Raw genomic sequence first — 26,853 nt, 5'->3', positions numbered from 1 at the left:
CCCGGCTTTTCTAGATATCCGGGCCGCTGGTGTCTGGCGCGCGGAATTTGGGAACACGCAGGGTGACCAGCGTTCCGGCCCCCGGAGCGGTCTCGACCACCAGCCCGTTGGAGTTCCCGTAGAGCTGGCGCAGGCGCAGGTCGACATTGCGCAGCCCCACATGCATGGTGGTGGTGGTGCCCGCCAGGACGCTGGCCAGCTGCTCGGGATCCATGCCCATGCCGTCATCCTCCACCGAAATCACCGCATGCAGGCCATCCTCGGTGGCGGTAATCGAGATGACGCCGCCATCGGGACGCGCTTCCAAGCCATGGCGCACCGCATTTTCCACCAGCGGCTGGAGGGCCAAAAAGGGAATCTGGGTCGGGAGCACCTCGGGCGCAATCTGCAAGGACACCTTGATGCGGTCGCCGAAGCGGGCCTTCTCCAGCAGCAGGTATCGGTCGATTGCTTCCAGCTCTTCGGCTACGGTGGTGAATTCCCCGCGGCGCCGGAAGGAGTAGCGGGTGAAATCGGCGAACTCGATCACCAATTCGCGGGCGCGGGCCGGGTCGGTATTGATGAAGGAGGCGATGGCGTTCAACGAGTTGTAGATGAAGTGCGGGGAGATCTGCGCGCGAAGGGCCCGCATTTGGGCTTCGAGCAGCATCGCCTTGGACTCATCGAGCTGCGCGGTGGAGACCTGGGCGGAGACAAAAACCGCCACCTCGGACACCGCGCGGACAAAGCCCGCCCCGGCGCGCACGGACAGGGCCACCACGGTGCCCACGCTCTGGTCTCCCACGGTGATGGGTGCGGCCACGATATCCATTCCGGCCGAATGCCTCACCTGGGTTTTGCCGCTGGCCAGGGTGCTGGCCGAAGCCTCGGAGGCGTCCTCTTCGAGCTGCGCGGTGAACTCGATCCCGGCATCTGCGGCCAGGACCCGCGAGGTATCGCTGATCAGCAGCACCTGGCAGTTCAGCAGCCGGCGCAGCGCCTTGGCGCTCTTTGCCGCGCCTTCTTCGGTGAGCCCGCGCTCCAGGTGGGGGACCGCCACCGACATGTGGTGCAGCGTTTTGTAGGTGGCTTCTTCGGCATCGGTGCCCATCTCCCGGGTCGAGCGCGAGATCCTGAAACCGAAATAGCCAACGACGGCAATGCCAAGCACCACGATGGCCGCGATCAGGGTGGCTTGCAGCGCTGGAGACATGCTCCCATCTTAGGGCCCCGATTCGGGCCGACCGCTCAACGCCGGCCAGTGCGCCGTTGAGCGCAGAATTCGCCCCGTTGGGCCACTAGCCGCCGGATACCCCTAGTCGCGAAAGAATTCTTCCCCAATAGTGAACTTAGTCACGCAACAGATGTGTGCTCGATCACATCACCAACTCGCTCAAGGAGGGCATCAATGAGTGCCAACCCGGAACGCGACGTCACCGAAGACGTCGATTTTGTTACGGAGAGCCAATCCGGGGAATTCCAGGAGCTGCGCAGAACCCACCGCAGTTTCGTTTTCCCGATGGCCATCTTCTTCCTCGTCTGGTATTTCGCCTACGTCTTGCTGGCCGACTACTTCCATGACTTCATGTCGATCAAGGTCTTGGGCAATATCAACATGGGCATCCTCCTTGGGCTGCTGCAGTTTGTCTCGACCTTCCTGATTACCGCAGCCTACGTCAGCTTCTCCAACAAGAAGCTGGACCCGAAGGCCACCGCCATCCGCGAACGCCTCGAGCAAAAGGGAGTGAAGTAAATGAATCAGCTCTCGATTGTGGCCCAGGCCGCCGGAGAATCGACCCAGGTCGGCAACCCGCTGGTGAATATCGGCATCTTCATCGCCTTCGTGGGCATCACCCTGGTGATCGTGCTGCGCGCTTCGAAGAACAACAAGACCGCGGCCGACTACTATGCCGGTGGCCGTTCCTTCACCGGAACGCAGAACGGCACCGCCATCGCCGGCGACTACCTTTCGGCGGCCTCCTTCCTGGGCATTGTCGGTGCCATCGCCATCAACGGCTATGACGGCTTCCTCTACTCCATCGGCTTCCTGGTCGCCTGGCTGGTGGCCCTGCTGCTGGTCGCCGAGCTGCTGCGCAATACCGGCAAGTTCACCATGGCCGACGTGCTCTCCTTCCGGCTCAAGCAGCGCCCGGTGCGCATCGCCGCGGCCATCTCCACCCTGGCTGTCTGCGTGTTCTACCTGCTGGCGCAGATGGCTGGCGCCGGCGCGCTGGTTTCGCTGCTGCTGGGCATTGACGAGAAGCTCGGCCAATCGCTGGTGATCGTGATCGTCGGCGCGCTGATGATCCTCTACGTGCTGGTCGGCGGCATGAAGGGAACCACCTGGGTGCAGATCATCAAGGCCTGCCTGCTGATTGCCGGTGCGCTGATCATGACTGTGTGGACCCTGGCGATCTTCGGCTTCAATTTCTCCGAACTGCTGGGCAAGGCAGCCGAGGTGGCCGGCAACCCCGAGATCCTGAATCCAGGCCTGCAGTACGGCAAGTCCGAAACATCCAAGCTGGACTTCATCTCGCTGGCCCTGGCCCTGGTCCTCGGCACCGCGGGCCTGCCGCACGTGCTGATGCGCTTCTACACGGTGCCCACCGCCAAGGAAGCTCGCAAGTCTGTGGTTTGGGCGATCTGGCTGATCGGGGCCTTCTACCTGTTCACCCTGGTCCTGGGCTTCGGTGCCGGCGCACTGATCGGCCCGGATAAGATCAAGGCGGCTCCCGGCGGGGTGAACTCGGCTGCCCCGCTGCTGGCCTACGAATTGGGCGGCACCGTGCTGCTGGGGCTGATCTCGGCCGTGGCCTTCGCAACCATCCTCGCGGTGGTCGCCGGCCTGACCATCACCGCGGCGGCTTCCTTCGCCCACGACGTGTACGCTTCGGTGATCGCCAAGGGCAAGTCCACCCCGGAGAAGGAAATGAAGGTGGCCCGGCGCACCGTGCTGGTGATCGGCGTCTTCGCCATCGCCGGCGGCATCGGCGCCCAGGGCCAGAATGTGGCCTTCCTGGTGGCACTGGCCTTCGCGGTCGCCGCCTCGGCCAACCTGCCAACCATCCTGTACTCGCTGTTCTGGAAGGGCTTCAAAACCCGCGGTGCCGTCTGGTCCATGTACGGCGGTTTGGGCTCCGCGCTGCTGCTGATCATCTTCTCGCCGGTGTTCTCCGGATCGGAGACGGCGATGATCCCGAGCATCGACATGTCGATCTTCCCGCTGGCCAACCCGGGCATCGTTTCGATTCCACTGGCCTTCTTCCTGGGCTGGTTGGGTTCGGTGACCGATCAGGGCACCGAAGATCCAGCCAAGCAGGCAGAAATGGAAGTCCGCTCGCTGACCGGAGTCGGTGCGGAAAAGGCCGTCGACCACTAGGGACGGCAGGCAAGAACTGAACAGGCAAGGCCCTGGGGAACAACTATCGTTGGTCCTCAGGGCCTTGCCATTGGCTTCTACTGTGCGGGGGATTTCAGCGAATGCCGCAGCAGGGCGGTGGTCCGGTAGGGGACCAGCTGTGCCATGGACAGCGCTGAATCCGCGCGGTTCACCCCATCGATATGCAAGAGCTGGCCGTGGACCCTGAAGAGCTGTTCGGCATCCTTGGCGGCCACGCGCACCAGGATATCGGCATTGCCGGTCAGCCCGTGGGCTTCGAGGACTTCGGGGATGGTGGCCAGCTTGGCCGAAATTTCTTCGAGGTATCGCTGGTCAACGTGAAGCTCGATAAATGACAGCAGTCCGTAGCCCAGGGCGGCTGGTGGAATCCGGCGGTCCGGGGATTCCAGGATTTCATTCTCCAATCGGGTCATCCGAGATTGCACCGTATTGCGCCCCAGGTTCAGTGCCGTGGCGATGGCTGAGCCGGTGCGTTTTTTGGCGCTGGCCATGGCTAGCAGGATTCGCCGATCTGTGATGTCCAAGAGGTGCATAATGAGCACGTTAGCACTGGACGAAAAGGATAAATAGGGCGTTTTGCGCTAATTTTCGAATCACCATTGTGCGTATTGCGTTGCGTGAGTAGCATCACATTAAGCGGGGTTCGACGAAGAATTCCGCCACAGACTACGTGAGAGTAAGGATGCCGATCGTGTCCACACAGCACATGGACGTAGCCGCTGGAAGCCTACCAACGCATCAGCTGCTGAACGTCGACGGGAAACGAATTCCGGACGAAGAACTTGACCACTACCTCAAGGACCTCAAGGAAGCGGACCTTGCAGATTTTCTGCGCGATATGGTCGTGCTTCGGCGCATGGACAATGAGGCCACCGCCCTGCAACGCCAGGGGCAACTGGGCCTCTGGGCGCCATTGCTTGGCCAGGAGGCCGCGCAAATCGGATCGGTGCGGGCTACCGAGGACGATGATTTCATTTTCCCTTCCTATCGCGAGCATGGAGTGGCGTGGGCCAGGGGAGTCCAGGCCGAGGACCTGCTCAGCGTTTGGCGCGGAGCCCAGGCCAGCGGCTGGGACCCGAATGAAGTGAATATCGCCTGCCAGCAAATTGTCATCGGTTCGCAGGCCTTGCATGCGGCCGGCTATGGCATGGGCATCAAATTCGATGGAGGCGGGCAAGTCTCCGTGGCGTACTTTGGCGATGGCGCCACCAGCCAGGGCGACGTTAGTGAGGCCATGGTTTTCGCGGCCAGCTATCAGGCACCCGTCCTGTTCTTCTGCCAGAACAACCAATGGGCCATCTCGGAACCGGTGGCCCTGCAAAGCCGCACCCATATCGCTGACCGGGCCCACGGCTTCGGTCTGAAGACCTGGCGGGTTGATGGCAACGACATCCTCGCAGTGTACGCGGCAACCAAGGCGGCCCTGGCCCACGCCCGGCACGGCCTGGGGCCGACGTTCATCGAAGCTGTCACCTACCGCATGGGTTCGCACACCACTGCCGATGACCCCACCCGCTACCGCAAGGCCGAGCAGCTCGAAGAATGGAAAGCCAAGGACCCGATCGATCGCTTGGTGAAATACCTGCACGAAATGGGCGCCGATGTGCAGTCCTATGAACAGCGCGCCCAGAACGCAGCCGATGACATGGCTGCCAAGCTGCGTGCCGCGATCACCACGATGGAAGATCCGAAGGTGGAAGAACTGTTCTCCAACGTTTATGCCCAGCCGCATGAACCCACCGAGCGGGCAGCGAAGAGCTACCTCGATTACCTGGCCGGCTTCGAGGGTGGTGAATAGCCGTGGCTACCACCATGCTCAAAGCACTGAACAAGTCGCTGCATGATGCCCTGAGCGAGGATGACAAGGTCATCCTGCTCGGCGAAGATATCGGAACACTTGGCGGAGTCTTCCGCGTGACCGACGGGCTGAAGGCCGAATTCGGGGAGCATCGAGTCGTTGATACCCCGCTGGCCGAATCTGGAATCGTCGGCACGGCCATCGGCCTGGCCTACCGCGGCTACCGCCCGGTGGTCGAGATCCAATTCGACGGCTTCACCTATCCCGCTTTTGACCAGCTGGTTTCGCAGCTGGCCAAGTTGCACTACCGGTCCCGCGGGCGAGTGAAGATGCCGGTGACCGTCCGCATCCCGTACGGCGGCGGCATCGGTTCTCCGGAGCACCATTCCGAGTCGCCAGAAGCCTACTTCGCGCATACCGCCGGGCTTCGCGTGTTTGCGCCCTCCAGCGTTGAAGATGCCTACGCGATGCTGCGCCAGGCAATCACCTGCGATGACCCGGTGATCTTCTTTGAGCCAAAACGCCGTTACCACGAGAAGACCGAGGCGGAACTGGGCGCAGTTCAGCCCGATGCCTCGCCCAAGGCGAAGATCATCCGCGCCGGTACCGATGTCACCATGGTCGGTTATGGCCCAACCACCTACACGCTGATAGATGTGGCCCTGGCTGCCGAAGATGAAGGCACCAGCCTGGAGGTCATTGATCTGCGCAGCCTGGACCCGCTGGATATCGACACTGTCGCCCAGTCGGTGCAGCGCACCGGGAAGCTTGTCGTGGTCCATGAGGCCAGCCGCACCAGCGGTTTGGGCGCGGAAATTTGTGCCGAGATCACCGAGCGCTGCTTCGACTATTTGGAACATGCGCCGCTGCGCGTGACAGGGTTCGATGTTCCCTATCCACCGTCACGGCTTGAAAGCCACCATTTACCCGACCTGGATCGAGTGATGCACGCGGTGGATACCGTGATGCGACACCATGAGGCAAGCAAAGGAACTGCCCAGTGATGACGGATCAAACTTTTAAGCTTCCGGATCTTGGCGAGGGGCTGACCGAATCCGAGGTGCTGAACTGGAAAATCAAGGTCGGCGAGCACGTGGCGCTGAACCAGGTGATCGCCGAGGTGGAAACCGCCAAGGCTGTAGTTGAACTGCCTTCACCTTATGCCGGGGTAGTCCAGCAGATTCATGCCGCCCAAGGCCAGGTCGTCCAGGTTGGCGGCCCGCTCGTCACCTTTGGAGATGACGAACCAGCACGAGGAAAAGATCCAGAACCGCAACCCAGCGCGGGGGAGCGCACGCCTACTCTTGTAGGCTATGGCGCACCAGCGGCAACTGGTGCCCGGCCCCAGCGCAAGTCCCGTTCGGCGCGCACCTCGGGTGCAGCTGTGGCCGAGCGCCATGAAGAACAGCGTCGGGCGGTGACTCGATGCACTCCGCCGGTTCGCAAGCTCGCCCGTGATCACGGTGTGGATATTTCGATGCTCACCGGCAGTGGCGAAGATGGGCTAGTGCTTCGCCGCGATGTCCAGCAGGCGATTGATGCCGGGAATGGGCCAAGGGCCACTGCATCTCCTGCCGCTCTTGATGCGCCGGTCCGGCCGGGCGGCCTAGGGGACAGGCATGTAAAGATCACTGCGGTGCGTCGCGCCACAGCCAAGGCGATGGTGCAGTCGGCGTTCACCGCCCCGCATGCCACCGAATTTTTGACCGTGGATGTCACGGAATCGATGGCCCTGGTTGAGCGGTTGCGTTCCCATCCTCTGTTGAAGGACATCAAGCTGAATATCACGACGCTGGCTGCCTTGGTCGTGACCCGCCTGTTGCGTACCTATCCAGCGTTGAATTCGATGTGGGACGAAAAAGCCGACGAAATTATAGAATTCGGTTCGGTGAATCTGGGAATGGCAGTAGCTACTGACCGGGGTTTGCTTGTGCCAGTGGTGAAGAATGCCCAGGACTTGCCGCTGCCCCAGTTGGCCACGGCGTTGAGCGGGATTATTGTCCAGGGGCGTGCCGGAACTCTTGCTCCAGCTCAGTTGTCGGGAGGCACCTTCTCAATCACGAACGTCGGCGTTTTTGGCGTGGATGCTGGAACGCCGATCCTGCCGCCCGGGCAGGCCGGGATCTTGGCCCTGGGCCAGGTGAAGCGGCGCCCTTGGGAGTACCAGGGCGAAGTAGCCCTTCGCCATACCATGACTTTGGCTTTGTCATTTGATCACAGAGTCGTTGACGGCAAGGAAGCAAGCGAGTTCCTCGCAGGTGTCGGTTCGGTTTTGGAGGACCCAGGATTGATGAATATTTTTATTTGAGAATCTAGAGATTTTGACTAGCTCAAAATAATTTTGAACGAATGACAAAATGGATTTCAAGCATTGCTTTCATGAATATTCATTGGTTGTTTCGCAATATTTGATGTAATCTCATTCACTACGTGCTACAGCTCACGCTTGCCTGCACGGCTCTGCGAAATGCAGAAGCAGCAACCTTATGTTGAGGAGAAATAGGATGCGATACTCGCACGCATCTAAGGCTGTCGTTCTATCAGCAGCCTTGGCACTGACCCTGTCGGCTTGTGGCGGCGGTTCGAATGATTCCGCAGGCGGCGAAGCAGACGGCTCGTACGTCGTCACCGCAAACACCACCGAACCACAAAACGGCCTACTGCCGGCCAACACCAACGAAGTTGGTGGCGGTCGCGTTATGGACCTGCTCTTCACGGGCCTGGTCAGCTATGACGCAAAGGGTGCTCCGGTCAATGAACTCGCAGAGTCCATCGAGACCAAGGATTCCCAGAACTACACCATCAAGATCAAGTCGGGCCAGACTTTCTCCGATGGATCCCCAGTAACCGCTGCTTCGTTCGTGGATGCCTGGAACTTCGGTGCCGCAGCCAAGAACGCCCAGCTGAACTCCTACTTCTTCGAGTCCATCAAGGGCTTCGACAAGGTCAACGCCGAGAAGTCCAAGGAAGACAAGATGGAAGGCCTGAAGGTTGTCGATGACACTACCTTCACCGTCGAGCTTTCCCAGCCGGAATCCGACTTCCCGCTGCGTCTGGGCTACACTGCCTTCATGCCATTGCCAGAGGCAGCCTTCGAGGATCCCAAGGCCTTCGGCGAAAAGCCAGTTGGCAACGGTCCGTACAAGCTGACCGAGTGGAACCACGACGTCAACTTGAAGATGGACATCAACGAGAAGTACGACGGTCCACGCAAGGCTGCGAACGGCGGCATCGACTTCAAGGTCTACCAGTCCACCGACTCGGCCTACCAGGACCTGGTTTCCGGCAACCTGGACGTGCTGGACCAGATTCCACCGAGCCAGCTTGCTTCCTACCAGTCTGACCTGGGCGACCGCTCGGTCAACTCGCCATACGCCGGTAACGCGACCATCACCATTCCCGGCTACCTGGATCACTTCAAGCAGGACGAAGAGGGCAACCTCCGCCGTGCAGCGATCTCGCGTGCAATTGACCGCCAGCTGATCATCGACAAGGTGTACCAGGGCGGCAAGGTTATCGCCAAGGACTTCACCGCTCCAGTGCTCGAAGGCTACGACGACAAGCTGCCTGGCAGCGAAGTCCTCGAATTCGATGATGCCGAAGCCAAGAAGCTTTGGGCTGACGCCGACAAGATCAGCAAGTGGGACGCTGACAAGGAATTCTCCATCGGCTACAACGTTGATGGCGCCGGCAACAAGGAATTCGTTGAGGCAATTGTCAACCAGCTGAAGAACAACCTCGGCATCAACGCAACCGCAAAGTCGTTCAGCTCCTTCAAGGAACTGCGCGCCAAGGTTACCGCCTACACCATGACCGGTGGCTTCCGCACGGGCTGGCAGGCCGACTACCCATCGCTCTACAACTTCCTGGGCCCGCTGTTTGGTACAGGTGCAGGTTCGAACGATGGCAAGTACTCCAGCAAGGAATTTGACGAGTCGCTGGCCAAGGGTCTAGCTGCAACCGACCCAGTTGAAGGCGCAAAGATCTTCAACGAATCCCAGGAGATCCTGTTCAAGGATCTTCCTGCCATCCCACTGTGGTACCAAGCAGTCCAGGGTGGTTGGAGCGAGAACGTCGCCAACGTTGAGTTCGGTTGGAACGGCGTTCCAATGTACAACGAAATCACTGGTAAGTAAGTAATTTCAGCATTCGGACTGTTCAAGTCCGAAATTGGCTGAAAGGCATGTCAAGGGAGACCCAAGGTACAAAGGGTCTCCCTTTGGCATGTTTGATCTGCCTCCCAAAAATAAACGTCGAGATACTTATCGACGGGAAGAGGGAAATAATGGCCAAGTGCCGTCCAGCATCTCGAGGTGAGGTGCACGCATGTTAAGTTTCATGCTCAAGAGAATTGCCCAGCTGATCCCGGTATTTATCGGTGCAACACTGCTGGTGTACTTCTTGGTTTTTGCCACGCCCGGTGATCCTATCGCCGCGCTTTCCGGTGGCAAGCCGATGTCCGATGCGACTCGTGCAGCCCTCGAAGCCCAATACAATTTGGACAAGCCATTCTGGGTTCAGTATGGCCTGTACTTGAAGAACCTGGTGACCTTCGATCTTGGAACCTCGTTCTCAGGTCAGGAAGTCAGCGCCCTGCTGGGCCGCGCCTTCCCAGTCACCGCACGCCTTGCGATTCTGGCCCTGCTGATTGAAGGCATTTTCGGCATCATCTTCGGTGTCATCGCGGGTATGCGCAAGGGCAAGTGGTTCGACTCGACCATTCTGGTTGCTTCGCTGATCGTGATCGCTGTGCCAACCTTCGTGCTCGGCTTCGTTCTGCAGTTCGTCGTTGGCGTGAAACTCGAATGGGCCAAGCCCACTGTTTCCGGCGCGGCAACCTGGGGCGAACTCTTCTTGCCGGCCCTCGTGCTAGGCCTGGTTTCGCTGGCCTACGTGGTTCGCTTGACTCGGACCTCGGTGATCGAAAACAAGTCCGCGGACTTCGTGCGCACTGCCACTGCCAAGGGCTTGAGCCGCAATCGCGTTGTCACCGTGCACATCCTTCGCAACTCGCTGATTCCTGTCGTGACGTTCCTCGGAGCGGACCTCGGCTCGCTGATGGGTGGCGCAATTGTCACCGAAGGCATCTTCAACGTGCCCGGTGTTGGACACCTGCTGTACCAGGCAATTCAAAAGGGCGAAACCCCGACCGTTGTCGCCATCGTCGGTGTGCTGGTGATCGTCTTCGTCGTCGCCAACCTGATCGTGGATATGCTGTACGCACTGCTTGACCCAAGGATCCGTTATGCCTGAGAACCAGAATTTTAATCCGGAAGACGGACTGCCCATCAGCAAGGTCCGCGCCGGCAAAGTTTCCAAGTACAAGATCGAGCATTTTGTTGCTCCCTTGGACGAGACGCCATTGCAAGCAGTCGACTCCGTCAAGGAAACCGGCAAGCCGCTGTCCATGTGGGCAGAGGCTTGGCGTTCACTGCGCAAGCAGCCGCTGTTCATCATTTCCGCGATTCTGATTCTTGCGATCATTGTCGTTGCGGCTTTCCCGCAGCTGTTCAGCTCGCAGGACCCAACCTATTGCGCCCTAGAGAACTCGAATGAACCTGGCCGGGCTGGCCATATCATGGGCTTCAACCTCCAGGGCTGCGATATCTATTCACGCGTCATCTACGGCACGCGCGCATCGCTGCTGGTCGGCGTCTTCACCACCCTGATCGTTGTCATCGTCGGCGGCGCGCTGGGTGCACTGGCCGGCTTCTATGGCGGATGGATTGATGCTGTTCTGGCACGTTTGGGCGATATCTTCTTCGCGCTGCCACTGATCCTTGGAGCCATCATCGTGATGCAGCTTCCTGCATTCCGAGACAACCGAAGCGTGTGGACCGTTATTGTCACGCTGGCGATTTTCGGCTGGCCGCAGCTGGCACGAATTACCCGTGGTGCTGTGATTGAAGCGCGGAGCGCCGATTATGTGAAAGCATCGCGCGCTTTGGGGCTCTCCAAGTTCAATTCGCTGCTCAAGCACGTCATTCCCAACTCGTTGGCACCGATCATTGTTGTGGCGACCGTGAACCTGGGCGTGTACATCGTTGCCGAAGCGACGCTGTCCTTCCTTGGTGTCGGTTTGCCGCCTGAAATCATGAGCTGGGGCAACGACATCTCGACTGCCCAACAGCAGCTTCGCAACAACCCGATGATGCTGATGTGGCCTGCTCTGTTCCTGTCGGTGACAGTCTTGAGCTTCATCATGCTCGGCGATGCAGTGCGAGACGCGCTGGATCCCAAGGCCCGGAAGGGAGCCTAGACGATGACTGAAACCGCAACACCAAAGCCGTTGCTGGAAATCAAGGACTTGGCGATTACCTTCTCCACTCCTGATGGACCAGTACACGCCGTGCGCGATGCAAACTTCACCGTGATGCCAGGGGAGACCGTGGCCATTGTGGGCGAGTCCGGTTCCGGCAAGTCAACCTCGGCACTGGCCGCTATCGGTCTGCTGGCCGGCAACGGTTCGGTTTCTTCGGGCCAGATCCTGTTCGATGGCGAAGACATTTCGCACGCCAGCGAAAAGCGATTCGTTGAACTGCGTGGCAATCACATTGGCATGGTTCCCCAAGATCCAATGTCCAACTTGAACCCGGTGTGGAAGATTGGCTTCCAGGTCAAGGAAACTCTGAAGGCGAACGGCCTTGCGGGGGATAACCCCAAGGAACGCGTCGCCCAGGTCCTTGCTGATGCAGGCTTGCCCAACCCGGAGGTTCGCGCAGGACAATACCCCCACGAGTTCTCCGGTGGCATGCGCCAGCGTGCATTGATTGCTATTGGCCTGGCATGCCGTCCGCGCCTGCTGATTGCCGATGAGCCCACCAGTGCCTTGGACGTGACCGTCCAGCAGCAGATTCTGGATCATCTGGATACGATGACCACCGAGCTGGGCACCGCAGTCCTGTTGATCACCCACGACCTCGGACTGGCTGCAGAGCGCGCGGAAAAAGTTGTAGTGATGTACAAGGGCCGAGTCGTTGAATACGGCCCAGCACTGGACATCCTGCGCAACCCGCAGCATCCATACACCAAGCGGCTGATCAACTCTGCTCCATCCTTGTCTGCACAGCGCGGCGACAAGCATGAGGCCATTGTTGACGAAATCGTTCCGGGCAAGGCCGAGCCACTGCTGAAGGTCAGCAACCTGACCAAGGTCTATGACATCCGCAAGGGCTTCGGCAAGAAGGAACAGTTCACCGCGGTGGACAACGTATCCTTCGAAATTCCGAAGGGCACCACCACGGCAGTGGTGGGCGAATCCGGTTCCGGCAAGTCCACCATCGCCCAGATGGTACTGAATCTCTTGGACAAAACCGAGGGTGAGATCGTCTTCGACGGCGAACAGATCGGGAATTTGAGCGAGAGGAAATTGTTCAAGTACCGTCGCCGCGTGCAGCCGATTTTCCAGGATCCCTATGGTTCGCTTGATCCGATGTATTCGATTTATCGAACGATCGAGGAGCCCCTGCGCATCCACGGGATTGGCAACAGCGCGTCGCGCCAGAAAAAGGTCAAGGAACTGCTGGAGCAGGTATCCATGCCGGCTTCGACCATGCACAGATTCCCGAATGAGCTCTCCGGTGGCCAGCGCCAGCGTATTGCTATCGCCCGTGCACTGGCTTTGCAGCCTGAGATGATCGTCTGCGACGAGGCGGTATCTGCTTTGGACGTCTTGGTCCAGGCGCAGGTCCTGGAGCTTCTGGATGAACTGCAACGGGATATGGGACTGACCTACTTGTTCATCACCCACGACCTGGCAGTGGTTCGGCAGATTGCGGACAATGTCTGCGTGATGGAACATGGAAAGATCGTCGAGCAGGGAACTGCCGACGAGATTTTCAATGCTCCCAAGAGCGAATACACCCGTAACCTGCTGGGTGCGATTCCAGGTGCTTCACTGATCTAATCGGTCGCCGAAGACGCCTCAAGGGGACGTCGAAACCATTGGTTTCGACGTCCCCTTGCTCGTTAAAGAAAGCCTCGTGCTTCGTCATATTCAACGAATATTTCAGATTTTTTCAAACTGAAGCAAATGTTGCAAAACCGTTATAAAGCCATCCATGAAACATACTCGTAACGTGGGTGTTCTGATTGAATTTTCCCAATCTGAAAGAAACCCTTGAAATCTCGCGGATGTGGCATGGATCGCATGAACTCGCTGGTAACAAGCTCGTTGCAAATCGCTCTCAAGAACTGTTCGAAGGGGGAGATGTGAAACGAATCTTTCTCTATCCAAGCCAGAAAATTCAGGTTAGTGTATTCCTCAATGGATCGGTCATGTGATTTGGTCCACATTGAATCTCACCGATTCACAACTCGTATCATCACGATCTCAAGGAGGCGAAATGCGGATTCAGCGCGTTTCGAAAGCAGTAGCTGTAGGCGCTGCCCTGGCATTGGCACTTTCGGCATGTGCGCCGGGCGGCGGCGACGCTGCTCCGGAGGCAAGCAAGAGCGCCGAGTCAAATGGTGGCGCAGAGGTCACCAACTCCGGCCTCGCCGATCTGGGCGATGTCACCACCAAGGACGGTACCTTCAACGTCACCGTTGGTGCCCCAGAATTCATCAGCTACAACGGCTTGACTCCACAGACCTACTCGACCTATAACTCGTCCATCGTGGATCGCATGTTCGCCAGCTTCTACTACATGGGTACCGATGGAACCATCTACCAGAACAATGATCTGGGATCTTACGAGAAGGTCAGCGATGATCCACTGACCATCAAGTACAAGATCAACGACAATGCACAGTGGTCTGATGGAACTCCGATCACCGTGGCAGATGCCGTTTTGGCGTGGGGCACGCAGAACCTGAATCTCAACAACGGTTCCAAGGACAAGCCGCTGTTCAACTCGGTCTCCACCGACTTGGGCGATACCGTGCCTAAGGGGCCAGAAGGCGCTGCTGACGGCAAGGAATTCACCGTCACGTTCAAGGATCCAGATCCAGACTGGCAGCTGCAGACTTGGATGTCGCACCCAGCACACGTTGTTGCCAAGAAGGGTGGCCTGAGCACCGAGGAGCTGGTCAAGGCCATCCAGGACGGCGATTCCAAGAAGCTGGAGAAGGCTGCCAAGTTCTGGAACGAAGGCTGGATGACCAAGCCAGGCTCCCTTCCTGATGAAGCTGAAATGCCAGTTTCCGGACCGTACAAGCTGGAATCGTGGAAGGCCGGCGAGTCGGTCACCCTGACCGCAAACGACAAGTACTACGGCACCCCGGCTGCTACCAAGAAGCTGACCTTCCGTTTCTTGGCTGACACCGGCATGGTCCAGGCGCTGCAGAACAAGGACGTTGACGTCATTGCTCCTCAGCCCACCGTTGACACCCTCGCTCAGCTAGAAGGCTTGGGCAAGTCGGTGAACATCCAGCAGGGTGACACCTTGACCTGGGAGCATCTGGACTTCAACTTCGCCAAGGGTAACGAGATGACCAACCTGGAGCTGCGCAAGGCATTCGCCATGTGTGTTCCACGTCAGGAAATTGTCGACAACCTGGTCAAGCCTCTGAACCCAGAAGCCACCGTGATGAACGCCCGCGAAGTCTTCCCGTTCCAGGACAACTACCAGGAAGTCGTTGATGCCTCCTACGACGGTCGCTACGACCAGGTAGACATCGATGGTGCCAAGAAGATCCTTGAGGAGCAGGACGCTGTAGGCACCAAGATCCGCATCGGCTACTCCGCTCCAAACGAGCGTCGTACCAACGAGGTTGCTGCCATCAAGTCCTCCTGCGACAAGGCAGGCTTCAAGGTTGAAGACGCTGGCGATGCCAAGTTCTTCGCACCGGGCGGCACCCAGGAACGTGGCGACTACGAAGTTGCACTGTTCGCTTGGGCAGGTTCGGGCCAGATCACTTCGGGCCAGAACATCTACGCCACGGGTAAGCCACAGAACTACGGCAAGTACTCCAACAAGGCAGTGGACGAAGCATGGACCAAGCTGGCAACCTCGCTTGACCCGGCAGTTCACGCCGAGCAGACCAAGGTCATCGAAAAGCTGTTGTGGGATGACCTGTTCGGCATTCCGGTCTTCGCGCACCCAGGCCTGAGCGCTTCGGGCTCCGATGTTCAGAATGTTCGCCACACCGCTACCCAGAATGGCATCGTGTGGAACGCCGAGCAGTGGCAGCGAGCTGAGTAAGTCCCGAGGGCAAACTAGCTGCTAACACCAACTGTGAGCGCCTGCGGGGCCCGATCACCATCGGGCCCCGTGGTGTGTCTGCCACCATCACCGGGTGACACCTGCGCTTTACGGTGAGAAGAAAGAGGACATTAGAACCGTGTTGAAGTTCATTCTCAAGAGATTAGGATCGGCCGTCGGTGTGCTGTTTGGCGCCTCGTTGCTGCTCTATATCTTGGTCATCAACTCCGGCGACCCGCTGGGCGATTTACGCGAAAGCAACGCTGAAAATCGCGAGTATCTGATGCAGCAACGCATCGAATACATGAATCTGGAACAGCCTTGGTACCTGCGGTACCTGACCTGGCTGGGGGGAGTCGGCAAATGCTTCGGAGGCGCCTGCGACCTAGGTCGGAACATAAATGGTGTCGAAGTCAGCGGCTTGCTCGCCAACGCCGCTTCTTCGACTCTCCGGCTTGTTTTGCTGGCTACCATCATCGCGGCCATTCTCGGCATCGCGATTGGTGTGCTGACCGCGGTACGCCAATATTCCGGGCTGGACTACCTCGTCACCTTCCTGACCTTCCTCTTCTTCTCCCTTCCTGTTTTCTGGGCTGCCGTGCTGCTCAAGGAATACATGGCCATCGGTTACAACGACTGGCTTGAAAATCCGCAGATATCGATCGGCACGAGCATCCTCATAGGTGTGGTTGCCGGAATCGTGCTGCAAATGCTGCTGGCAGGATCGCTCAAACGCCGTGGGCTGACGTTCATCGTCACGGCGGTTTTTGTTCCGCTGATGCTGCAGTACAGCCTCTGGCTGAACTTCTACCGCTACCCTCAGATGGGCCCAGCAATCATCGTTGTCCTGACCTTGTTGCTTGCCCTGTCTGCCACCGCCATGAGCGTTGGCCTCAAGGAGAAGAAAGTCCTGTACCCTGCGCTGATCACCGTGGTACTGGTGCTGGTCATGTACTACGCAACCTTCTGGCTGTTGAAAGACGCGAATGCTTGGATCCTGCTTTTCGGCGCCATCTTGGCAGTGGTCATTCCTGGCCTGATCGGCAAATTCATGGGTGGCCGTCTCGCCCGGAATGCTGCCGGCGTATCGGTCCTCGTTGGCGTCGTTGGTGCCGGTCTCACAGTGCTGGATCATATCTTCCGCGCATGGCCTGGATTCCTGCAGCTGAAGGGCCGGCCCATCGGAACGATTGGTTCCTCCACCGCAAACCTTGGTGGCGGCTTCTGGGATACCTTCCTGGACAACGCAACGCAGCTGCTTCTTCCAACGATCGTGCTGGCCATAATCTCCCTGGCAAGCTACTCGCGCTACACGCGCTCCTCGATGCTGGAGGTGCAACAGCAGGACTACATCCGCACCGCACGTTCCAAGGGCTTGAGCGAACGCACCGTGATCTTCCGCCATGCATTCCGCAACGCGTTGATTCCCATCGCCACCATCGCGGCATTCGACTTCGCTGGACTGATCGGCGGCGCAGTCGTCACCGAGACGGTGTTCGGCTGGAAGGGCATGGGCGATATGTTCAACACCGGTCTGCATTCCGTGGACCCGGCCCCTGTGATGGCATTCTTCTTGGTCACCGGTAGCGCTGCAATCCTGTTCAACCTGCTGGCTGACATCGTCTACGCGCTGCTTGATCCGCGGATCCGGGTCTAGGGAATTTAGGACAATCGATGACTAACTTAAACGGACAAACTCCGAAAAACTTGACCTCTATTGCAGAAGTCGAAGACGCGAAACTCGCAGCCTCGACTGAACAGTCCAAGAGCCAGTCGCAAATTGTCTTCGGGCGATTTATCAAGCACAAGCCCGCAATGATCTCCGCTGTAGTTCTGGTGGTCATCACGGTGGTCGCTTTCACTTCTATTGGAATAGGACCACTGCCGGGCTGGTGGAAGCAGAGCTACCTGGATGCCGGCACCGTCGTCAACAGCGGCAAGCCGACCTTCTCCCTGCTGCCGACTTGGCTTGGCGGATCCGGCATCGCCATCGGCGAGCATCCATTTGGCCAGGACTCGGTAGGCAAGGACTATTTCGCCTTGGTCATGAATGGCACGCAGAAGTCCATTATTATTGGCCTTGTCGTGGGCTTGGTTGCCACCTTCCTCGGCGCCGTCATCGGCGCAGTTGCCGGCTACTTCCGCGGCTGGGTTGATGAAGTGCTGATGCGCATCACCGATCTGTTCATCGTGATCCCGCTGCTGGTACTGGCCGCGGTGCTCGGACAGATCGCGGGACGAAGCTCAGGGTCGATTTTCGCTCTGGCTCTGGTGCTCGGTTTGGTCACCTGGACCGGCTTGGCCCGACTGGTGCGAGGCGAGATCCTTTCCCTGCGCGAACGCGAATACGTCTCCGCCGCGCAGGCCATGGGATCGCGCACGTCACGCGTGATCTTCAAGCACCTGCTGCCCAACACCATTGGCGTGATCGTCGTGAACGCGACTTTTGCGATCGCCGGCGCGATCCTGCTCGAATCTTCGCTGTCTTTCCTTGGCTTCGGCGTTCAGCCACCGGAATCTTCCCTTGGCCTGCTGATCAGCCAATACCAGAATGCTTTTGTCACCCGCCCGTGGCTGTTCTGGTGGCCGGGCATGATCATCGTGGTCATCGCGCTCGCGGTGAACTTCCTCGGTGATGGCCTGCGCGATGCCTTCGACCCACGCCAGACGGGCAAACGCCGCCGCCGGCGCGCAGGACTGTTTGCCCTGCCAACCCGTAAGGAGAAGCCATGAGCCACGTCGCTCCAGAAGATACCGCCGGTGAATACGCACTGAGCTTCAACGACCTCAAAGTCACCTTTGAAACCTCTGGGCCTCTGGTCCACGCGGTCAAGGGCCTGTCCCTGGCAGTGCGTCCAGGCGAAGTCGTAGCCCTCGTGGGCGAATCGGGCTCGGGCAAATCGGTGACATCCACCGCGGCCATGGGCCTGCTGCCGGAGAACGCGAACATTTCCGGCGAAGCGAAGATCGGCAACGTCAATGTGGTGGGCCTTGAACAGGGCAAGATGCGAAAGATGCGAGCCACCGACATTGCCATGGTCTTCCAGGAACCGATGACCGCACTGAACCCGGTGCTGACCATCGAACGCCAGTTGACCGAGGCCCTGGAACTGCATGGCATTGCATACGGCAAAGCCGCTACCGACCGGGCCATCGAATTGCTAGACATGGTCGGAATACCGGAGCCCGATAAGCGCATCAAGCAGTACCCGCACCAGTTCTCCGGCGGCCAGCGCCAGCGCATCGTGATCGCCATGGCGATTTCCTGCGACCCGAAGGTCATCATCGCCGATGAGCCGACCACCGCGCTGGATGTGACCGTGCAGGCCGAGATCCTGGACCTGCTGCGCGAGCTGAAGGACCGCCTGAACACCGGCATCCTGCTGATCACCCACAATATGGGTGTGGTGGCCGACATGGCTGATCAGGTGGCAGTGATGTTCCAAGGCAACCTGGTGGAGACCGGCAGCGTGGATCAGGTATTGCTGAACCCGCAGCATGCATACACCCAGCGGCTTCTGGCCGCCGTTCCACGGCTATCCGCGCCTGCGATCATCACCGAAAACGCGCCGCACAGCAGCAGGACCGCTCCTGCCGGGCGTGAACTGGTACTTGAAGCCAAGGATCTAGTGCTGGAATACAACATGCGCGGCAAGATCTTCCGCGCCGTTGAAGGAGTGAGCTTCGATATCGCCAAGGGCGAAGTGCTTGGCATCGTGGGCGAGTCCGGTTCGGGCAAGTCCACCATCGCCAAGGCGGTGATCGGCCTTCTTCCCGTAGCCGAAGGCACGCTCTCGGTCAAGGGGCACAACTTGCCAAAGCTCTCGCCCAAGGAAGCTCGCGCGGTGCGCAAGCAGATCGGCGTCATCTTCCAGGACCCGGCGGCTTCGCTGAACCCCCGCTTCCCGATTGGCGAGTGCATCACCGAGCCGATGGTGGTGCACAAGGTGGGCACCAAGGCTTCTCGCATCAAGCGTGCCGAGGAACTGCTGGATGCGGTCAAGTTGCCGCGCAACGTCATCAACCGCTACCCGCACGAGCTCTCGGGCGGCCAGCGCCAGCGCATCTGCATCGCCCGTGCGCTGACTTTGAACCCGGAACTGCTGATTGCCGACGAGCCGACCAGCGCGTTGGACGTTTCGGTGCAGGCCGTCGTGCTGGAAATGCTCCAGGACTTGCAGCGTGACTTCAACTTCGCCTGCTTGTTCGTCAGCCACGATTTGGCCGTGGTTGACATGCTGGCCGACGCGGTGGTTGTGATGCGCTCGGGCAAGGCCGTCGAGCAGGGCATGGTTGAGACCGTGCTGCACTCGCCAACCCACGACTACACCAAGCGTTTGCTAGCCGCTGCGCCGGTGCCTGATCCCCATGAGCAGGCTGTTCGACGCGAGGCATGGCGCTTGCTGAATAACAGCAAGTAACTACGTGCATACAAGCAAGGAGCCGGGATTATTTCTGGCTCCTTGCCTGTTTCTTGAGTAGTTTTGCCTTGGACCGCACTCACTCTCCGGGAGATCTTATGGATTTAGCTTCCATTTTCATCGTCGCAGCGTTGATTGTGCTGTGCGCGTTTCCTTTTATCATCGGCGCATTCAGGGGACTCGATCGAAAGGCCGACGAGTTGGAAAGCCGTGACCCAGAAACGTCGAAAGCATTGCGCAAAGCACGTGAAGATATTGACCGCGGCAAGGGGTATTACGGACCTCGGCAATAACCACGGGTAAACGACCGCAGGAGCTGGCCCTCACGGGCCAGCTCCTGCGGTCTCAGGGTGAATAGGGCGTGCGTTCCCTAGTCCAGCTGCATTACGTTTTCGGTCACTACTTCTGCACGGGCGTTTGAGAAGATCTGCTCGGTGCCGATGGTCTTGAATCCGCGGCGCTCCAGGACCTTGATGGATCCCAGATTGTCCTGGACAACGTGTGCCGTCAGCGGGCGCTTGGTGTACTCGGCCAGGAAGGCATCCACAGCGCTGGTGGTAATTCCCTTGCCCCAGTACTTGGTGGAAGTCCAGAAATTGATCTCTGGGGTTTCACCGTCAAATACCAAGATGGAACCAACCACGTCGCCTTCGTGCTCGATGGTGCGAACCAGAACAGTTGGATCGTTCAAGATCGAGTTCCAGTGGTGGTCGAATACCGCGCGGTCGGCTGGGTTACGCGCCTGATAAGCGGCCATGAGGTTCGCCTCGGGTTCTTGCTGGTGAGCAAAGAATGAGTCCAAGTCGGAAGGGCGGACTTCACGTAGCTGCACGATAAAGGCCTTTCAATCGGGTGGGTCAGCATGCCGGTTTCGGAACGCTGCGGAACAATGGCTTGGGATCTACACTACCGGGGAAGTCAACGCGGCAAGTGCCATATTGGACAATAGTGGTTTCAAGCCTGATTTTTTTGTTCTGGGCGAGTGCGCCGAGTGAGCGGTTGAGTTGAGCAAGCCGAAGACGGCGTGGGCCCGGAAACGGTGGGACTGCTTGCCGCCGGTGGGATGCAATTTCGCCAGTTCATTGGTCCATAACTCGATGTAGGAGTTCTGTAGTTTACGGACCAATGACAATTCGGCTTTAGGCAGCGACTTTAGATCGCGGTCTTGAACCTGCAGGATGTCCGGGCGCGAAAGCGAAAAGTCGGTGTGGAAATCAACCAGGCGCGAGAGGACGTCGAGCGGTGACCCGCCGGCTTCGGAGGCCTTCTGGCCACCGGCATAGATGTCCTTGGACATGTCAACCAGCAAAGCGATAAGCACTGCCTGCTTGCCTGCAAAGTGGCGGTAGACCGCTGGACCGGATATGCCGCAGGCAGCGCCGAGATCTTCCAGAGACACCCCTGCATAACCGTGGAGCGCGAAGAGCCGGGTGGCTTCCCGTAACAGCGCGTCACGCCGTTCTGCCTTGGCGCGTTCGCGGTCAGTTGGTTCGTTGAGGGGTTGATACCTGCTCGCCATCACCATCGTCTCCTTACGATTGCCAAGTTGAACTCTGGACAAGTGTGACGGGTGCCACTACTGTCAAAAATGAAGCTGTTTACCCACCAGTAGGCGGTAATCAGTTAATAATAATTAACCATACGCGCCGTGACTCTTGCTTCCAAGACGCTCGCGCGCTGGTCTCAGAAAAATTCCCATATCGACATATTGCAGATCCAGTAATTCGATATCGGTCCATCCCTCAACGAAGAGAGAGCCTGATGATTAACCTCGAACTCGATGAACAGTACCAAGACCTGGTCAACATGGTCCGAGAATTCGCTCAAGAAGTAGTCGCGCCACAAAGCGCTGCCAATGATGCCAATCATTCCTTCCCCTATGACATCGTCAAGCAAATGGGGCAGATGGGGCTTTTCGGCCTGCCGATCTCCGAGGAATATGGCGGCTCAGGAGGCGACTATTTCCACCTGGCGCTCGCGTTGGAAGAACTGGGCAAGGTTGACCAGTCCGTAGCCATCACCCTGGAAGCCGGCGTTTCTCTTGGCGCCATGCCCATTTACCGGTTTGGCAGCGAAGCCCAAAAACGGCAGTGGCTAGAGCCGCTGGCCACCGGCGAACGCATTGCTGGATTTGGACTTACTGAACCGGGCGCCGGTTCGGATGCCTCGGCTGCGCTCACCAAAGCAAAGCTGGAAGATGGACAGTGGGTGATTGACGGAGCAAAAGAATTCATCACCAACTCCGGCACCGATATCACCTCGCATGTCACGGCTACGGCCGTCACGGGGGTCGATGAGGCGACAGGGAAGAAGGAAATCTCGGCCATCATCGTGCCTACGGGAACCGAGGGGTTTACCGCCGAGAAGGCCTACGACAAGGTGGGGTGGCGCGCCAGCGACACCCATCCGTTGAGTTTTAATTCTGCGCGGGTACCCGAGGAAAATCTTTTGGGGGAGCGTGGACGCGGTTATGCCTACTTCCTTGAAATCCTGGACGAGGGACGCATCGCCATTGCCGCGTTGGCTACCGGCGCAGCGCAAGGCTGCCTCGATGAAGCCGTCAAGTATGCCAAGACGCGCACGACCTTTGGCACTGTCATCGGCAAGAACCAGGGTGTTTCATTCATGATTGCCCGCATGGCTTCTCGTGCATATACCGCGCGCTTGGCCTACTACGCAGCCGCTGCCAAAATGCTCGCTGGGAAGGACTTTAAAATTGAGGCCGCCCACGCCAAACTGATTGCCAGCGAAGCTGCCATGGACAACGCCCGCGACGCGACACAGATCTTCGGTGGATATGGATTCATGAACGAATCCCTGGTGGCCCGTCATTACCGCGACTCCAAGATCCTGGAAATCGGAGAAGGGACAACCCAGGTTCAGCAGATGCTCATTGCCCGCAGCTTGGGGCTGTAGTTTTGCCGCAGAGCGCGCCATGCCATGCACAAGGCGTGGCGCGCTTTGGGCGCTCACAGTTAGACGAACCATAATGGATGGGTGAGCTTCCAAAAAACTTTTACCCCGGCCGGACACCCCCGCAGGATCTCCCTGATCGGTTCTACAGGATCAATCGGCACCCAAGGCTTGGACGTCATTAGCCAGGCACCGGAAAAATTCTCGGTGGCCGCCCTTTCTGGCGGATACAACTTGGAATTGCTCGCGCAGCAAGCGGTCAAATACCGCCCGGCATTGGTTGGATGTGCCAGTGACTCTGTGGATGAACTTGCAACCGCCATAAAACGTGCAGCCAGCCAAGCCTCGGTCAGCGGCTACGAGCCAGAACTGGTTGCGGGGGCGCAGGCGGCGACAACAGTTGCCGCGTTCAGCGAAGCAGACGTGGTGCTCAATGGCATCACCGGTGCCATCGGGCTGGCTCCTACCATTGCCGCGTTGGAAGCTGGACACCTGCTGGCTCTGGCCAACAAGGAATCCTTGATTATCGGCGGGCAGGTCGTGAAGCAGATCGCTGCGCCCGGGCAAATTTCCCCCGTTGATTCTGAACACTCGGCCTTGGCTCAGGCCCTTCGATCAGGTACGCCAGAGGAAGTATCCAAACTATTGGTGACCGCATCGGGAGGACCTTTCTTCGGTTACACCTACGATCAATTGCGCGAGGTGACCCCTGCCCAGGCGCTAGCGCACCCCATCTGGGACATGGGCCGCGTGGTGACGACGAACTCAGCGACCATGGTCAACAAGGCATTGGAAGTAATCGAAGCGCATTTGCTCTTCGACGTTCCGTTGGAGCGAATAGAGCCGGTGGTTCACCGCCAATCAATCATTCATTCCATGGTGGAATTCATTGACGGTTCGGTGATTGCCCAGGCTTCTCCGCCAGATATGCGTCTGCCGATTGCCTTGGGCATCAATTGGCCGCATCGCGTTAGCGGCGCCGCCAAGGCCTGTGATTTCTCCAAGTCCTCCAACTGGACCTTCGAGCCGTTGGACGAAGAAGTGTTCTCGGCCGTCAAACTGGCGAAGCAAGCCGCGGCGGCTTCGGGTACCCACATGGCCGTCTACAACGCATCCAATGAAGTTGCCGTCGATGCCTTCCACGATGGAAAGATTCGATTCACCGACATCGTCGAAACCATCGAGCACGTGCTCGACGACTACACTCCGGTGAACGCTGCACTCAGCGTCGAGACCGTTCTGGAAACCGACCGCTGGGCGAGGGCGTACGCTGCGAAGATTGTGGAGGCAAAAGCATGAGCGTAATTCTGTTCATTGCCGGCGTACTTTTCATGGTGGTCGCCGTGGGCCTTTCCATCGCGCTGCACGAAATTGGGCACCTCGTCCCGGCAAAGCTCTTCAAGTTGCGAGTACCGCAGTACATGATCGGCTTTGGCAAGACACTGGTTTCCTTCAAGCGAGGGGAAACCCAATACGGGATCAAGGCGCTACCACTGGGCGGCTACATCTCGATGGTGGGTATGTATCCGCCACGCCCGGAAGCCGCAGGGGAGCAGCCAGCCAAGAAGCCGGGACTGTTCCAAAAAGTCTTCGGGCAGATGGTCGATGATGCTCGTTCTCAAGCCAATGAAAATGTCCGGCCGAGCGATGAAGGCCGCCTGTTCTACCAGCTTCCGGTCTACAAACGCGTGATCATCATGCTTGGCGGACCGTTGATGAACTTGGTGATCGGTTTTGTTGTCATTGCCATTGTTCTCACCAGCTTCGGGCAGGCTACACCGACGACAACCGTTTCCGAGGTGTATCAGTGCATCGCCAGCGCGCAGAATGCCGAGCAGACCGAATGCACGGATAAGGATGTTCCGGCGCCGGCCTATGAAGCTGGACTGCGCCCAGGCGATACCATCACTGCAGTCAACGGCAATGCCGTTGAGCAGGGCGAGTGGAACAAGCTAACCGACGTAATCCGGGTGAATCCAGGGCAATCGATTACGCTCGATTATCAGCGACACGGTCAAAACCGCACCACCACGTTGACCCCGTACCTTACTGATCGGCCAGCTACTGATGAAAATGGCTATGTGCTCACCGATGACCAAGGCAATTACATCCTGACCAAGGTCGGGTTTGTTGGGATGAGCTCGTTGCAGCAGGACTTGACGCAGCCGCTGAGCGCCGTGCCTGGCGTTATCGGCAACCAGTTGCTGACCATTGGAAACGTCATCTTGCACCTGCCGCAGCGCATGGTGGATGTGGCCCAGGCAGCGTTTGGCGATGGCCAGCGTGATCCAAATGGTCCTGTGTCAATTGTTGGCGTGGGACGAATTGCCGGGGAAATCAGCGCGGAAGATTCCATTTCAGTTGGCGATAAATTCGCGACTTTGCTTTCGCTGGTCGGGGGATTGAACCTCGCCTTGTTCGCATTCAACTTGATCCCGCTGCTGCCATTGGATGGCGGACATGTGATTGGCGCCCTCTACGACGGCATCAAACGAATGTTTGCCCGGATCTTCAAGATGAAAAATGTTAAGCCGGTGGACACGGTCAAGCTGTTGCCACTGACTTATGTTGTTGTGGTGGCCATGTTGGTTATGGGTGGCCTCTTAATATACGCAGACATCTTTAAGCCAATACAACTGTTCTGAGCCTAGGGAAATAGGGTGTAGCTATGACTGTTTTTGCTGTTGAATACGTTTACGCCGAGGACTCTGTTGAGCTGCGTAATGAACACCGTCCGGCACACCGCGAATACCTCGTCGGATTCGTCAACGAGGGCCCGGCCCGAGTCCTGGCATCGGGACCGACTCCTGCTACCGATGGCGCCTTGTTGATCATTGCAGCTGAATCCGAAGCTGCGTTGAACGAGCTGCTGGCCAATGATCCGTTCAACAAGGTCGGTGCGATTGCTCAGGCCAATATCTCCGAATGGAACCCGGTCATCGGGTTGCTGCAGGAATTCTCGGCCTAGCACGTCAGCGAGCTAAGCTCCCGCGCTTCTTTTGCAGAAGGGCGGGAGCTTATCAATTTAAGAATTCTTTGAAATGATCACGTGACAGGCACCAAGGATCCGGGAGGGGGAATTATGGATTTGCACGTCAACGACAGTCTGAGCATTCCTTCTGCCGAGCTTGCTTGGCATTTCACGCGTTCCTCAGGTCCCGGTGGCCAACACGTGAATACTTCGGATTCCAGGGTCGAATTATCTTGGTCCATCAGTGCATCGGGCTCGCTATCTGCATGGCAGCGTCAGCGGTTGCTCGACAAATATGCAGCCCGACTAGTCGCCGGATCCATAGTGGTGACGGCTTCGGAAGAACGGTCCCAGTGGCGAAACCGGCAGATTGCCATGGAGAAGCTGCGACGACTAGTCGACCAGGGGCTTGCCGAGGACGCTCCGCAGCGAAAGGCCACCAAGCCAACCAGGGGATCGCAACGCAGACGGCTAAATGCGAAATCCAGCCGATCCATCACCAAGCAACTTCGGAGAAAACCGGGGCAAGAGTAGACGAAATTGGCAATCGTGTTCTAGATCACTTTAATTCGCGGAATTGATGGGAATCACCGATAGTTGAAAGTAGATGAAGCGTCAGCTTGTTTTGATTTTCTGATTTAGGAGTACATCCCATGGCCACTAAGGTCCTCACCCTCGTCGGATCCCTGCGTAACGGTTCGACCAACCAGCAGTTGGCAGAAGCAACTTCGCATAACGCCCCTGAAGGCATGGAAGTTTCCGTATTCAGTGGCCTGGAGAACATTCCTTTTTACAACGAGGACAACGACGTTGAAGGTGGCGTTCCAGCCGCCGCTCAGGCATTGCGCGACGCAGCAGCCGAGGCAGACGCGCTGATGCTGGTCACCCCGGAGTACAACGGCACCATGCCAGCTGTATTGAAGAACGCAATTGATTGGCTGTCCCGCCCGTTCGGAGCTGGTGCGGTTTCGGGTATGCCAACCGTTGTTGTTGGCACCGCATTCGGCCAGTACGGTGGCGTATGGGCTCAGGACGAAGCTCGCAAGGCACTGAACATCGCAGGCGCGAACGTTCTGGACGACGTCAAGCTGGCCATTCCGAACTCGGTCGTTCGCTTCGCCGAACTGCACCCGAAGGATGACGCTGAAGTCGTTGAGCAGGTTACTACGGTGCTCAACAGCATCAAGGAAATTGCTGAAGCAAACTAGGCGCATACTGGCTCAACG

At 58.3% G+C, this 26,853-nt stretch carries 24 protein-coding genes; 20 read left to right on the top strand and 4 right to left on the bottom strand.

Features of this window, described 5'->3' with window-relative positions; translation table 11 throughout:
- Positions 1-10: 10 nt before the first annotated feature.
- Complete coding sequence (locus tag ACT7DV_RS00905) at positions 11-1,192, bottom strand: sensor histidine kinase (protein ID WP_444660487.1); 1,182 nt, start codon at positions 1,190-1,192, stop codon at positions 11-13.
- 195 nt (positions 1,193-1,387) lie between these two features.
- On the opposite strand from ACT7DV_RS00905, the gene ACT7DV_RS00900 reads away from it, so the two are divergent.
- Positions 1,388-1,732 carry a DUF485 domain-containing protein gene (locus tag ACT7DV_RS00900; RefSeq protein ID WP_060701026.1) on the top strand — a complete coding sequence of 115 codons (345 nt, stop codon included), beginning with the start codon at positions 1,388-1,390 and terminating at the stop codon, positions 1,730-1,732.
- Positions 1,733-3,358: a solute symporter family protein gene (locus ACT7DV_RS00895; RefSeq protein WP_444660486.1), complete on the top strand. Its 1,626-nt coding sequence runs from the start codon at positions 1,733-1,735 to the stop codon at positions 3,356-3,358. It abuts the gene before it with no gap.
- 77 nt (positions 3,359-3,435) lie between these two features.
- On the opposite strand, the gene ACT7DV_RS00890 is transcribed toward ACT7DV_RS00895, so the two are convergent.
- Positions 3,436-3,912, bottom strand: a complete 477-nt coding sequence (locus ACT7DV_RS00890) for an Lrp/AsnC family transcriptional regulator (protein WP_146278282.1) — start codon at positions 3,910-3,912, stop codon at positions 3,436-3,438.
- A 149-nt stretch (positions 3,913-4,061) separates the two neighbouring features.
- On the opposite strand from ACT7DV_RS00890, the gene pdhA reads away from it, so the two are divergent.
- From pdhA to ACT7DV_RS00830, 12 genes are all read left to right on the top strand, one after another.
- Positions 4,062-5,177, top strand: a complete 1,116-nt coding sequence (gene pdhA, locus ACT7DV_RS00885) for a pyruvate dehydrogenase (acetyl-transferring) E1 component subunit alpha (protein ID WP_444660485.1) — start codon at positions 4,062-4,064, stop codon at positions 5,175-5,177.
- 14 nt (positions 5,178-5,191) lie between these two features.
- The gene (locus ACT7DV_RS00880; protein WP_444664737.1) at positions 5,192-6,181 is read left to right on the top strand and encodes an alpha-ketoacid dehydrogenase subunit beta; all 990 of its coding nucleotides are present in this window, start codon (positions 5,192-5,194) and stop codon (positions 6,179-6,181) included.
- Positions 6,181-7,485, top strand: coding sequence for a dihydrolipoamide acetyltransferase family protein (locus ACT7DV_RS00875; RefSeq protein WP_444660484.1), 1,305 nt, complete (start codon positions 6,181-6,183; stop codon positions 7,483-7,485). The genes ACT7DV_RS00880 and ACT7DV_RS00875 overlap by 1 nt, the downstream gene beginning before the upstream one ends.
- A gap of 196 nt (positions 7,486-7,681) precedes the next feature.
- Entirely contained in the window at positions 7,682-9,313 is a 1,632-nt protein-coding gene (locus tag ACT7DV_RS00870) for a peptide ABC transporter substrate-binding protein (RefSeq protein WP_444660483.1), read from the top strand.
- Positions 9,314-9,503: 190 nt separating this feature from the next.
- Complete coding sequence (locus tag ACT7DV_RS00865; protein WP_444660482.1) at positions 9,504-10,430, top strand: ABC transporter permease; 927 nt, start codon at positions 9,504-9,506, stop codon at positions 10,428-10,430.
- Positions 10,423-11,436 (top strand): ABC transporter permease, encoded by a 1,014-nt coding sequence (locus ACT7DV_RS00860; RefSeq protein ID WP_444660481.1) that lies wholly within the window; start codon positions 10,423-10,425, stop codon positions 11,434-11,436. Before ACT7DV_RS00865 ends, ACT7DV_RS00860 begins: the two co-directional genes overlap by 8 nt.
- 3 nt (positions 11,437-11,439) lie before the next feature.
- On the top strand, positions 11,440-13,083 hold the full coding sequence (locus ACT7DV_RS00855) for an ABC transporter ATP-binding protein (RefSeq protein ID WP_444660480.1): 1,644 nt from the start codon (positions 11,440-11,442) through the stop codon (positions 13,081-13,083).
- A gap of 439 nt (positions 13,084-13,522) precedes the next feature.
- Positions 13,523-15,322, top strand: coding sequence for an ABC transporter family substrate-binding protein (locus ACT7DV_RS00850; protein ID WP_444660479.1), 1,800 nt, complete (start codon positions 13,523-13,525; stop codon positions 15,320-15,322).
- Positions 15,323-15,461: 139 nt separating this feature from the next.
- Positions 15,462-16,979 carry an ABC transporter permease gene (locus tag ACT7DV_RS00845; RefSeq protein WP_444660478.1) on the top strand — a complete coding sequence of 506 codons (1,518 nt, stop codon included), beginning with the start codon at positions 15,462-15,464 and terminating at the stop codon, positions 16,977-16,979.
- 17 nt (positions 16,980-16,996) lie between these two features.
- Positions 16,997-18,055 (top strand): ABC transporter permease, encoded by a 1,059-nt coding sequence (locus tag ACT7DV_RS00840; protein ID WP_444660477.1) that lies wholly within the window; start codon positions 16,997-16,999, stop codon positions 18,053-18,055.
- On the top strand, positions 18,052-19,743 hold the full coding sequence (locus ACT7DV_RS00835; RefSeq protein WP_444660476.1) for an ABC transporter ATP-binding protein: 1,692 nt from the start codon (positions 18,052-18,054) through the stop codon (positions 19,741-19,743). The genes ACT7DV_RS00840 and ACT7DV_RS00835 overlap by 4 nt, the downstream gene beginning before the upstream one ends.
- Positions 19,744-19,841: 98 nt before the next feature.
- On the top strand, positions 19,842-20,036 hold the full coding sequence (locus ACT7DV_RS00830) for a hypothetical protein (RefSeq protein ID WP_022875994.1): 195 nt from the start codon (positions 19,842-19,844) through the stop codon (positions 20,034-20,036).
- A gap of 77 nt (positions 20,037-20,113) precedes the next feature.
- Here ACT7DV_RS00830 and ACT7DV_RS00825 read toward each other — a convergent pair whose 3' ends face one another.
- Together ACT7DV_RS00825 and ACT7DV_RS00820 are read right to left on the bottom strand one after the other, a co-directional pair.
- Entirely contained in the window at positions 20,114-20,575 is a 462-nt protein-coding gene (locus ACT7DV_RS00825; protein ID WP_444660475.1) for a GNAT family N-acetyltransferase, read from the bottom strand.
- 69 nt (positions 20,576-20,644) lie between these two features.
- Positions 20,645-21,262, bottom strand: a complete 618-nt coding sequence (locus tag ACT7DV_RS00820; RefSeq protein WP_444660474.1) for a TetR/AcrR family transcriptional regulator — start codon at positions 21,260-21,262, stop codon at positions 20,645-20,647.
- Between the two features lie 242 nt (positions 21,263-21,504).
- Here ACT7DV_RS00820 and ACT7DV_RS00815 point away from each other — a divergent pair, with 242 nt between their 5' ends.
- From ACT7DV_RS00815 to ACT7DV_RS00790, 6 genes are all read left to right on the top strand, one after another.
- Positions 21,505-22,659, top strand: a complete 1,155-nt coding sequence (locus tag ACT7DV_RS00815; RefSeq protein WP_444660473.1) for an acyl-CoA dehydrogenase family protein — start codon at positions 21,505-21,507, stop codon at positions 22,657-22,659.
- Between the two features lie 81 nt (positions 22,660-22,740).
- A complete protein-coding gene (dxr, locus tag ACT7DV_RS00810; RefSeq protein WP_444660472.1) occupies positions 22,741-23,955 on the top strand; it encodes a 1-deoxy-D-xylulose-5-phosphate reductoisomerase in 1,215 nt (404 codons plus the stop codon).
- The gene (locus ACT7DV_RS00805) at positions 23,952-25,301 is read left to right on the top strand and encodes a M50 family metallopeptidase (RefSeq protein WP_444660471.1); all 1,350 of its coding nucleotides are present in this window, start codon (positions 23,952-23,954) and stop codon (positions 25,299-25,301) included. The genes dxr and ACT7DV_RS00805 overlap by 4 nt, the downstream gene beginning before the upstream one ends.
- Positions 25,302-25,324: 23 nt before the next feature.
- Complete coding sequence (locus tag ACT7DV_RS00800; protein WP_444660470.1) at positions 25,325-25,624, top strand: YciI family protein; 300 nt, start codon at positions 25,325-25,327, stop codon at positions 25,622-25,624.
- Positions 25,625-25,738: 114 nt separating this feature from the next.
- Positions 25,739-26,161, top strand: coding sequence for an alternative ribosome rescue aminoacyl-tRNA hydrolase ArfB (arfB, locus tag ACT7DV_RS00795; protein WP_444664735.1), 423 nt, complete (start codon positions 25,739-25,741; stop codon positions 26,159-26,161).
- A gap of 119 nt (positions 26,162-26,280) precedes the next feature.
- Complete coding sequence (locus tag ACT7DV_RS00790; protein WP_444660469.1) at positions 26,281-26,835, top strand: NAD(P)H-dependent oxidoreductase; 555 nt, start codon at positions 26,281-26,283, stop codon at positions 26,833-26,835.
- Positions 26,836-26,853 lie beyond the last annotated feature (18 nt).

The sequence above is a fragment of the Glutamicibacter sp. TV12E genome (assembly GCF_052441935.1).
GTDB lineage: Bacteria > Actinomycetota > Actinomycetes > Actinomycetales > Micrococcaceae > Glutamicibacter.
The sequence above is the reverse complement of the archived record's forward strand: the minus strand, read 5'-3'. Positions and strand labels throughout refer to the sequence as shown.

What these genes read in the sequence shown, in the direction of transcription:
- ACT7DV_RS00905 (WP_444660487.1), bottom strand. Translation starts at nt 1,192, where the DNA reads ATGTCTCCAGCGCTGCAAGCCACCCTGATCGCGGCCATCGTGGTGCTT.
- ACT7DV_RS00900 (WP_060701026.1), top strand. Translation starts at nt 1,388, where the DNA reads ATGAGTGCCAACCCGGAACGCGACGTCACCGAAGACGTCGATTTTGTT.
- ACT7DV_RS00895 (WP_444660486.1), top strand. Translation starts at nt 1,733, where the DNA reads ATGAATCAGCTCTCGATTGTGGCCCAGGCCGCCGGAGAATCGACCCAG.
- ACT7DV_RS00890 (WP_146278282.1), bottom strand. Translation starts at nt 3,912, where the DNA reads ATGCACCTCTTGGACATCACAGATCGGCGAATCCTGCTAGCCATGGCC.
- pdhA (WP_444660485.1), top strand. Translation starts at nt 4,062, where the DNA reads ATGCCGATCGTGTCCACACAGCACATGGACGTAGCCGCTGGAAGCCTA.
- ACT7DV_RS00880 (WP_444664737.1), top strand. Translation starts at nt 5,192, where the DNA reads ATGCTCAAAGCACTGAACAAGTCGCTGCATGATGCCCTGAGCGAGGAT.
- ACT7DV_RS00875 (WP_444660484.1), top strand. Translation starts at nt 6,181, where the DNA reads ATGACGGATCAAACTTTTAAGCTTCCGGATCTTGGCGAGGGGCTGACC.
- ACT7DV_RS00870 (WP_444660483.1), top strand. Translation starts at nt 7,682, where the DNA reads ATGCGATACTCGCACGCATCTAAGGCTGTCGTTCTATCAGCAGCCTTG.
- ACT7DV_RS00865 (WP_444660482.1), top strand. Translation starts at nt 9,504, where the DNA reads ATGTTAAGTTTCATGCTCAAGAGAATTGCCCAGCTGATCCCGGTATTT.
- ACT7DV_RS00860 (WP_444660481.1), top strand. Translation starts at nt 10,423, where the DNA reads ATGCCTGAGAACCAGAATTTTAATCCGGAAGACGGACTGCCCATCAGC.
- ACT7DV_RS00855 (WP_444660480.1), top strand. Translation starts at nt 11,440, where the DNA reads ATGACTGAAACCGCAACACCAAAGCCGTTGCTGGAAATCAAGGACTTG.
- ACT7DV_RS00850 (WP_444660479.1), top strand. Translation starts at nt 13,523, where the DNA reads ATGCGGATTCAGCGCGTTTCGAAAGCAGTAGCTGTAGGCGCTGCCCTG.
- ACT7DV_RS00840 (WP_444660477.1), top strand. Translation starts at nt 16,997, where the DNA reads ATGACTAACTTAAACGGACAAACTCCGAAAAACTTGACCTCTATTGCA.
- ACT7DV_RS00835 (WP_444660476.1), top strand. Translation starts at nt 18,052, where the DNA reads ATGAGCCACGTCGCTCCAGAAGATACCGCCGGTGAATACGCACTGAGC.
- ACT7DV_RS00830 (WP_022875994.1), top strand. Translation starts at nt 19,842, where the DNA reads ATGGATTTAGCTTCCATTTTCATCGTCGCAGCGTTGATTGTGCTGTGC.
- ACT7DV_RS00820 (WP_444660474.1), bottom strand. Translation starts at nt 21,262, where the DNA reads ATGGCGAGCAGGTATCAACCCCTCAACGAACCAACTGACCGCGAACGC.
- ACT7DV_RS00815 (WP_444660473.1), top strand. Translation starts at nt 21,505, where the DNA reads ATGATTAACCTCGAACTCGATGAACAGTACCAAGACCTGGTCAACATG.
- ACT7DV_RS00805 (WP_444660471.1), top strand. Translation starts at nt 23,952, where the DNA reads ATGAGCGTAATTCTGTTCATTGCCGGCGTACTTTTCATGGTGGTCGCC.
- ACT7DV_RS00800 (WP_444660470.1), top strand. Translation starts at nt 25,325, where the DNA reads ATGACTGTTTTTGCTGTTGAATACGTTTACGCCGAGGACTCTGTTGAG.
- arfB (WP_444664735.1), top strand. Translation starts at nt 25,739, where the DNA reads ATGGATTTGCACGTCAACGACAGTCTGAGCATTCCTTCTGCCGAGCTT.
- ACT7DV_RS00790 (WP_444660469.1), top strand. Translation starts at nt 26,281, where the DNA reads ATGGCCACTAAGGTCCTCACCCTCGTCGGATCCCTGCGTAACGGTTCG.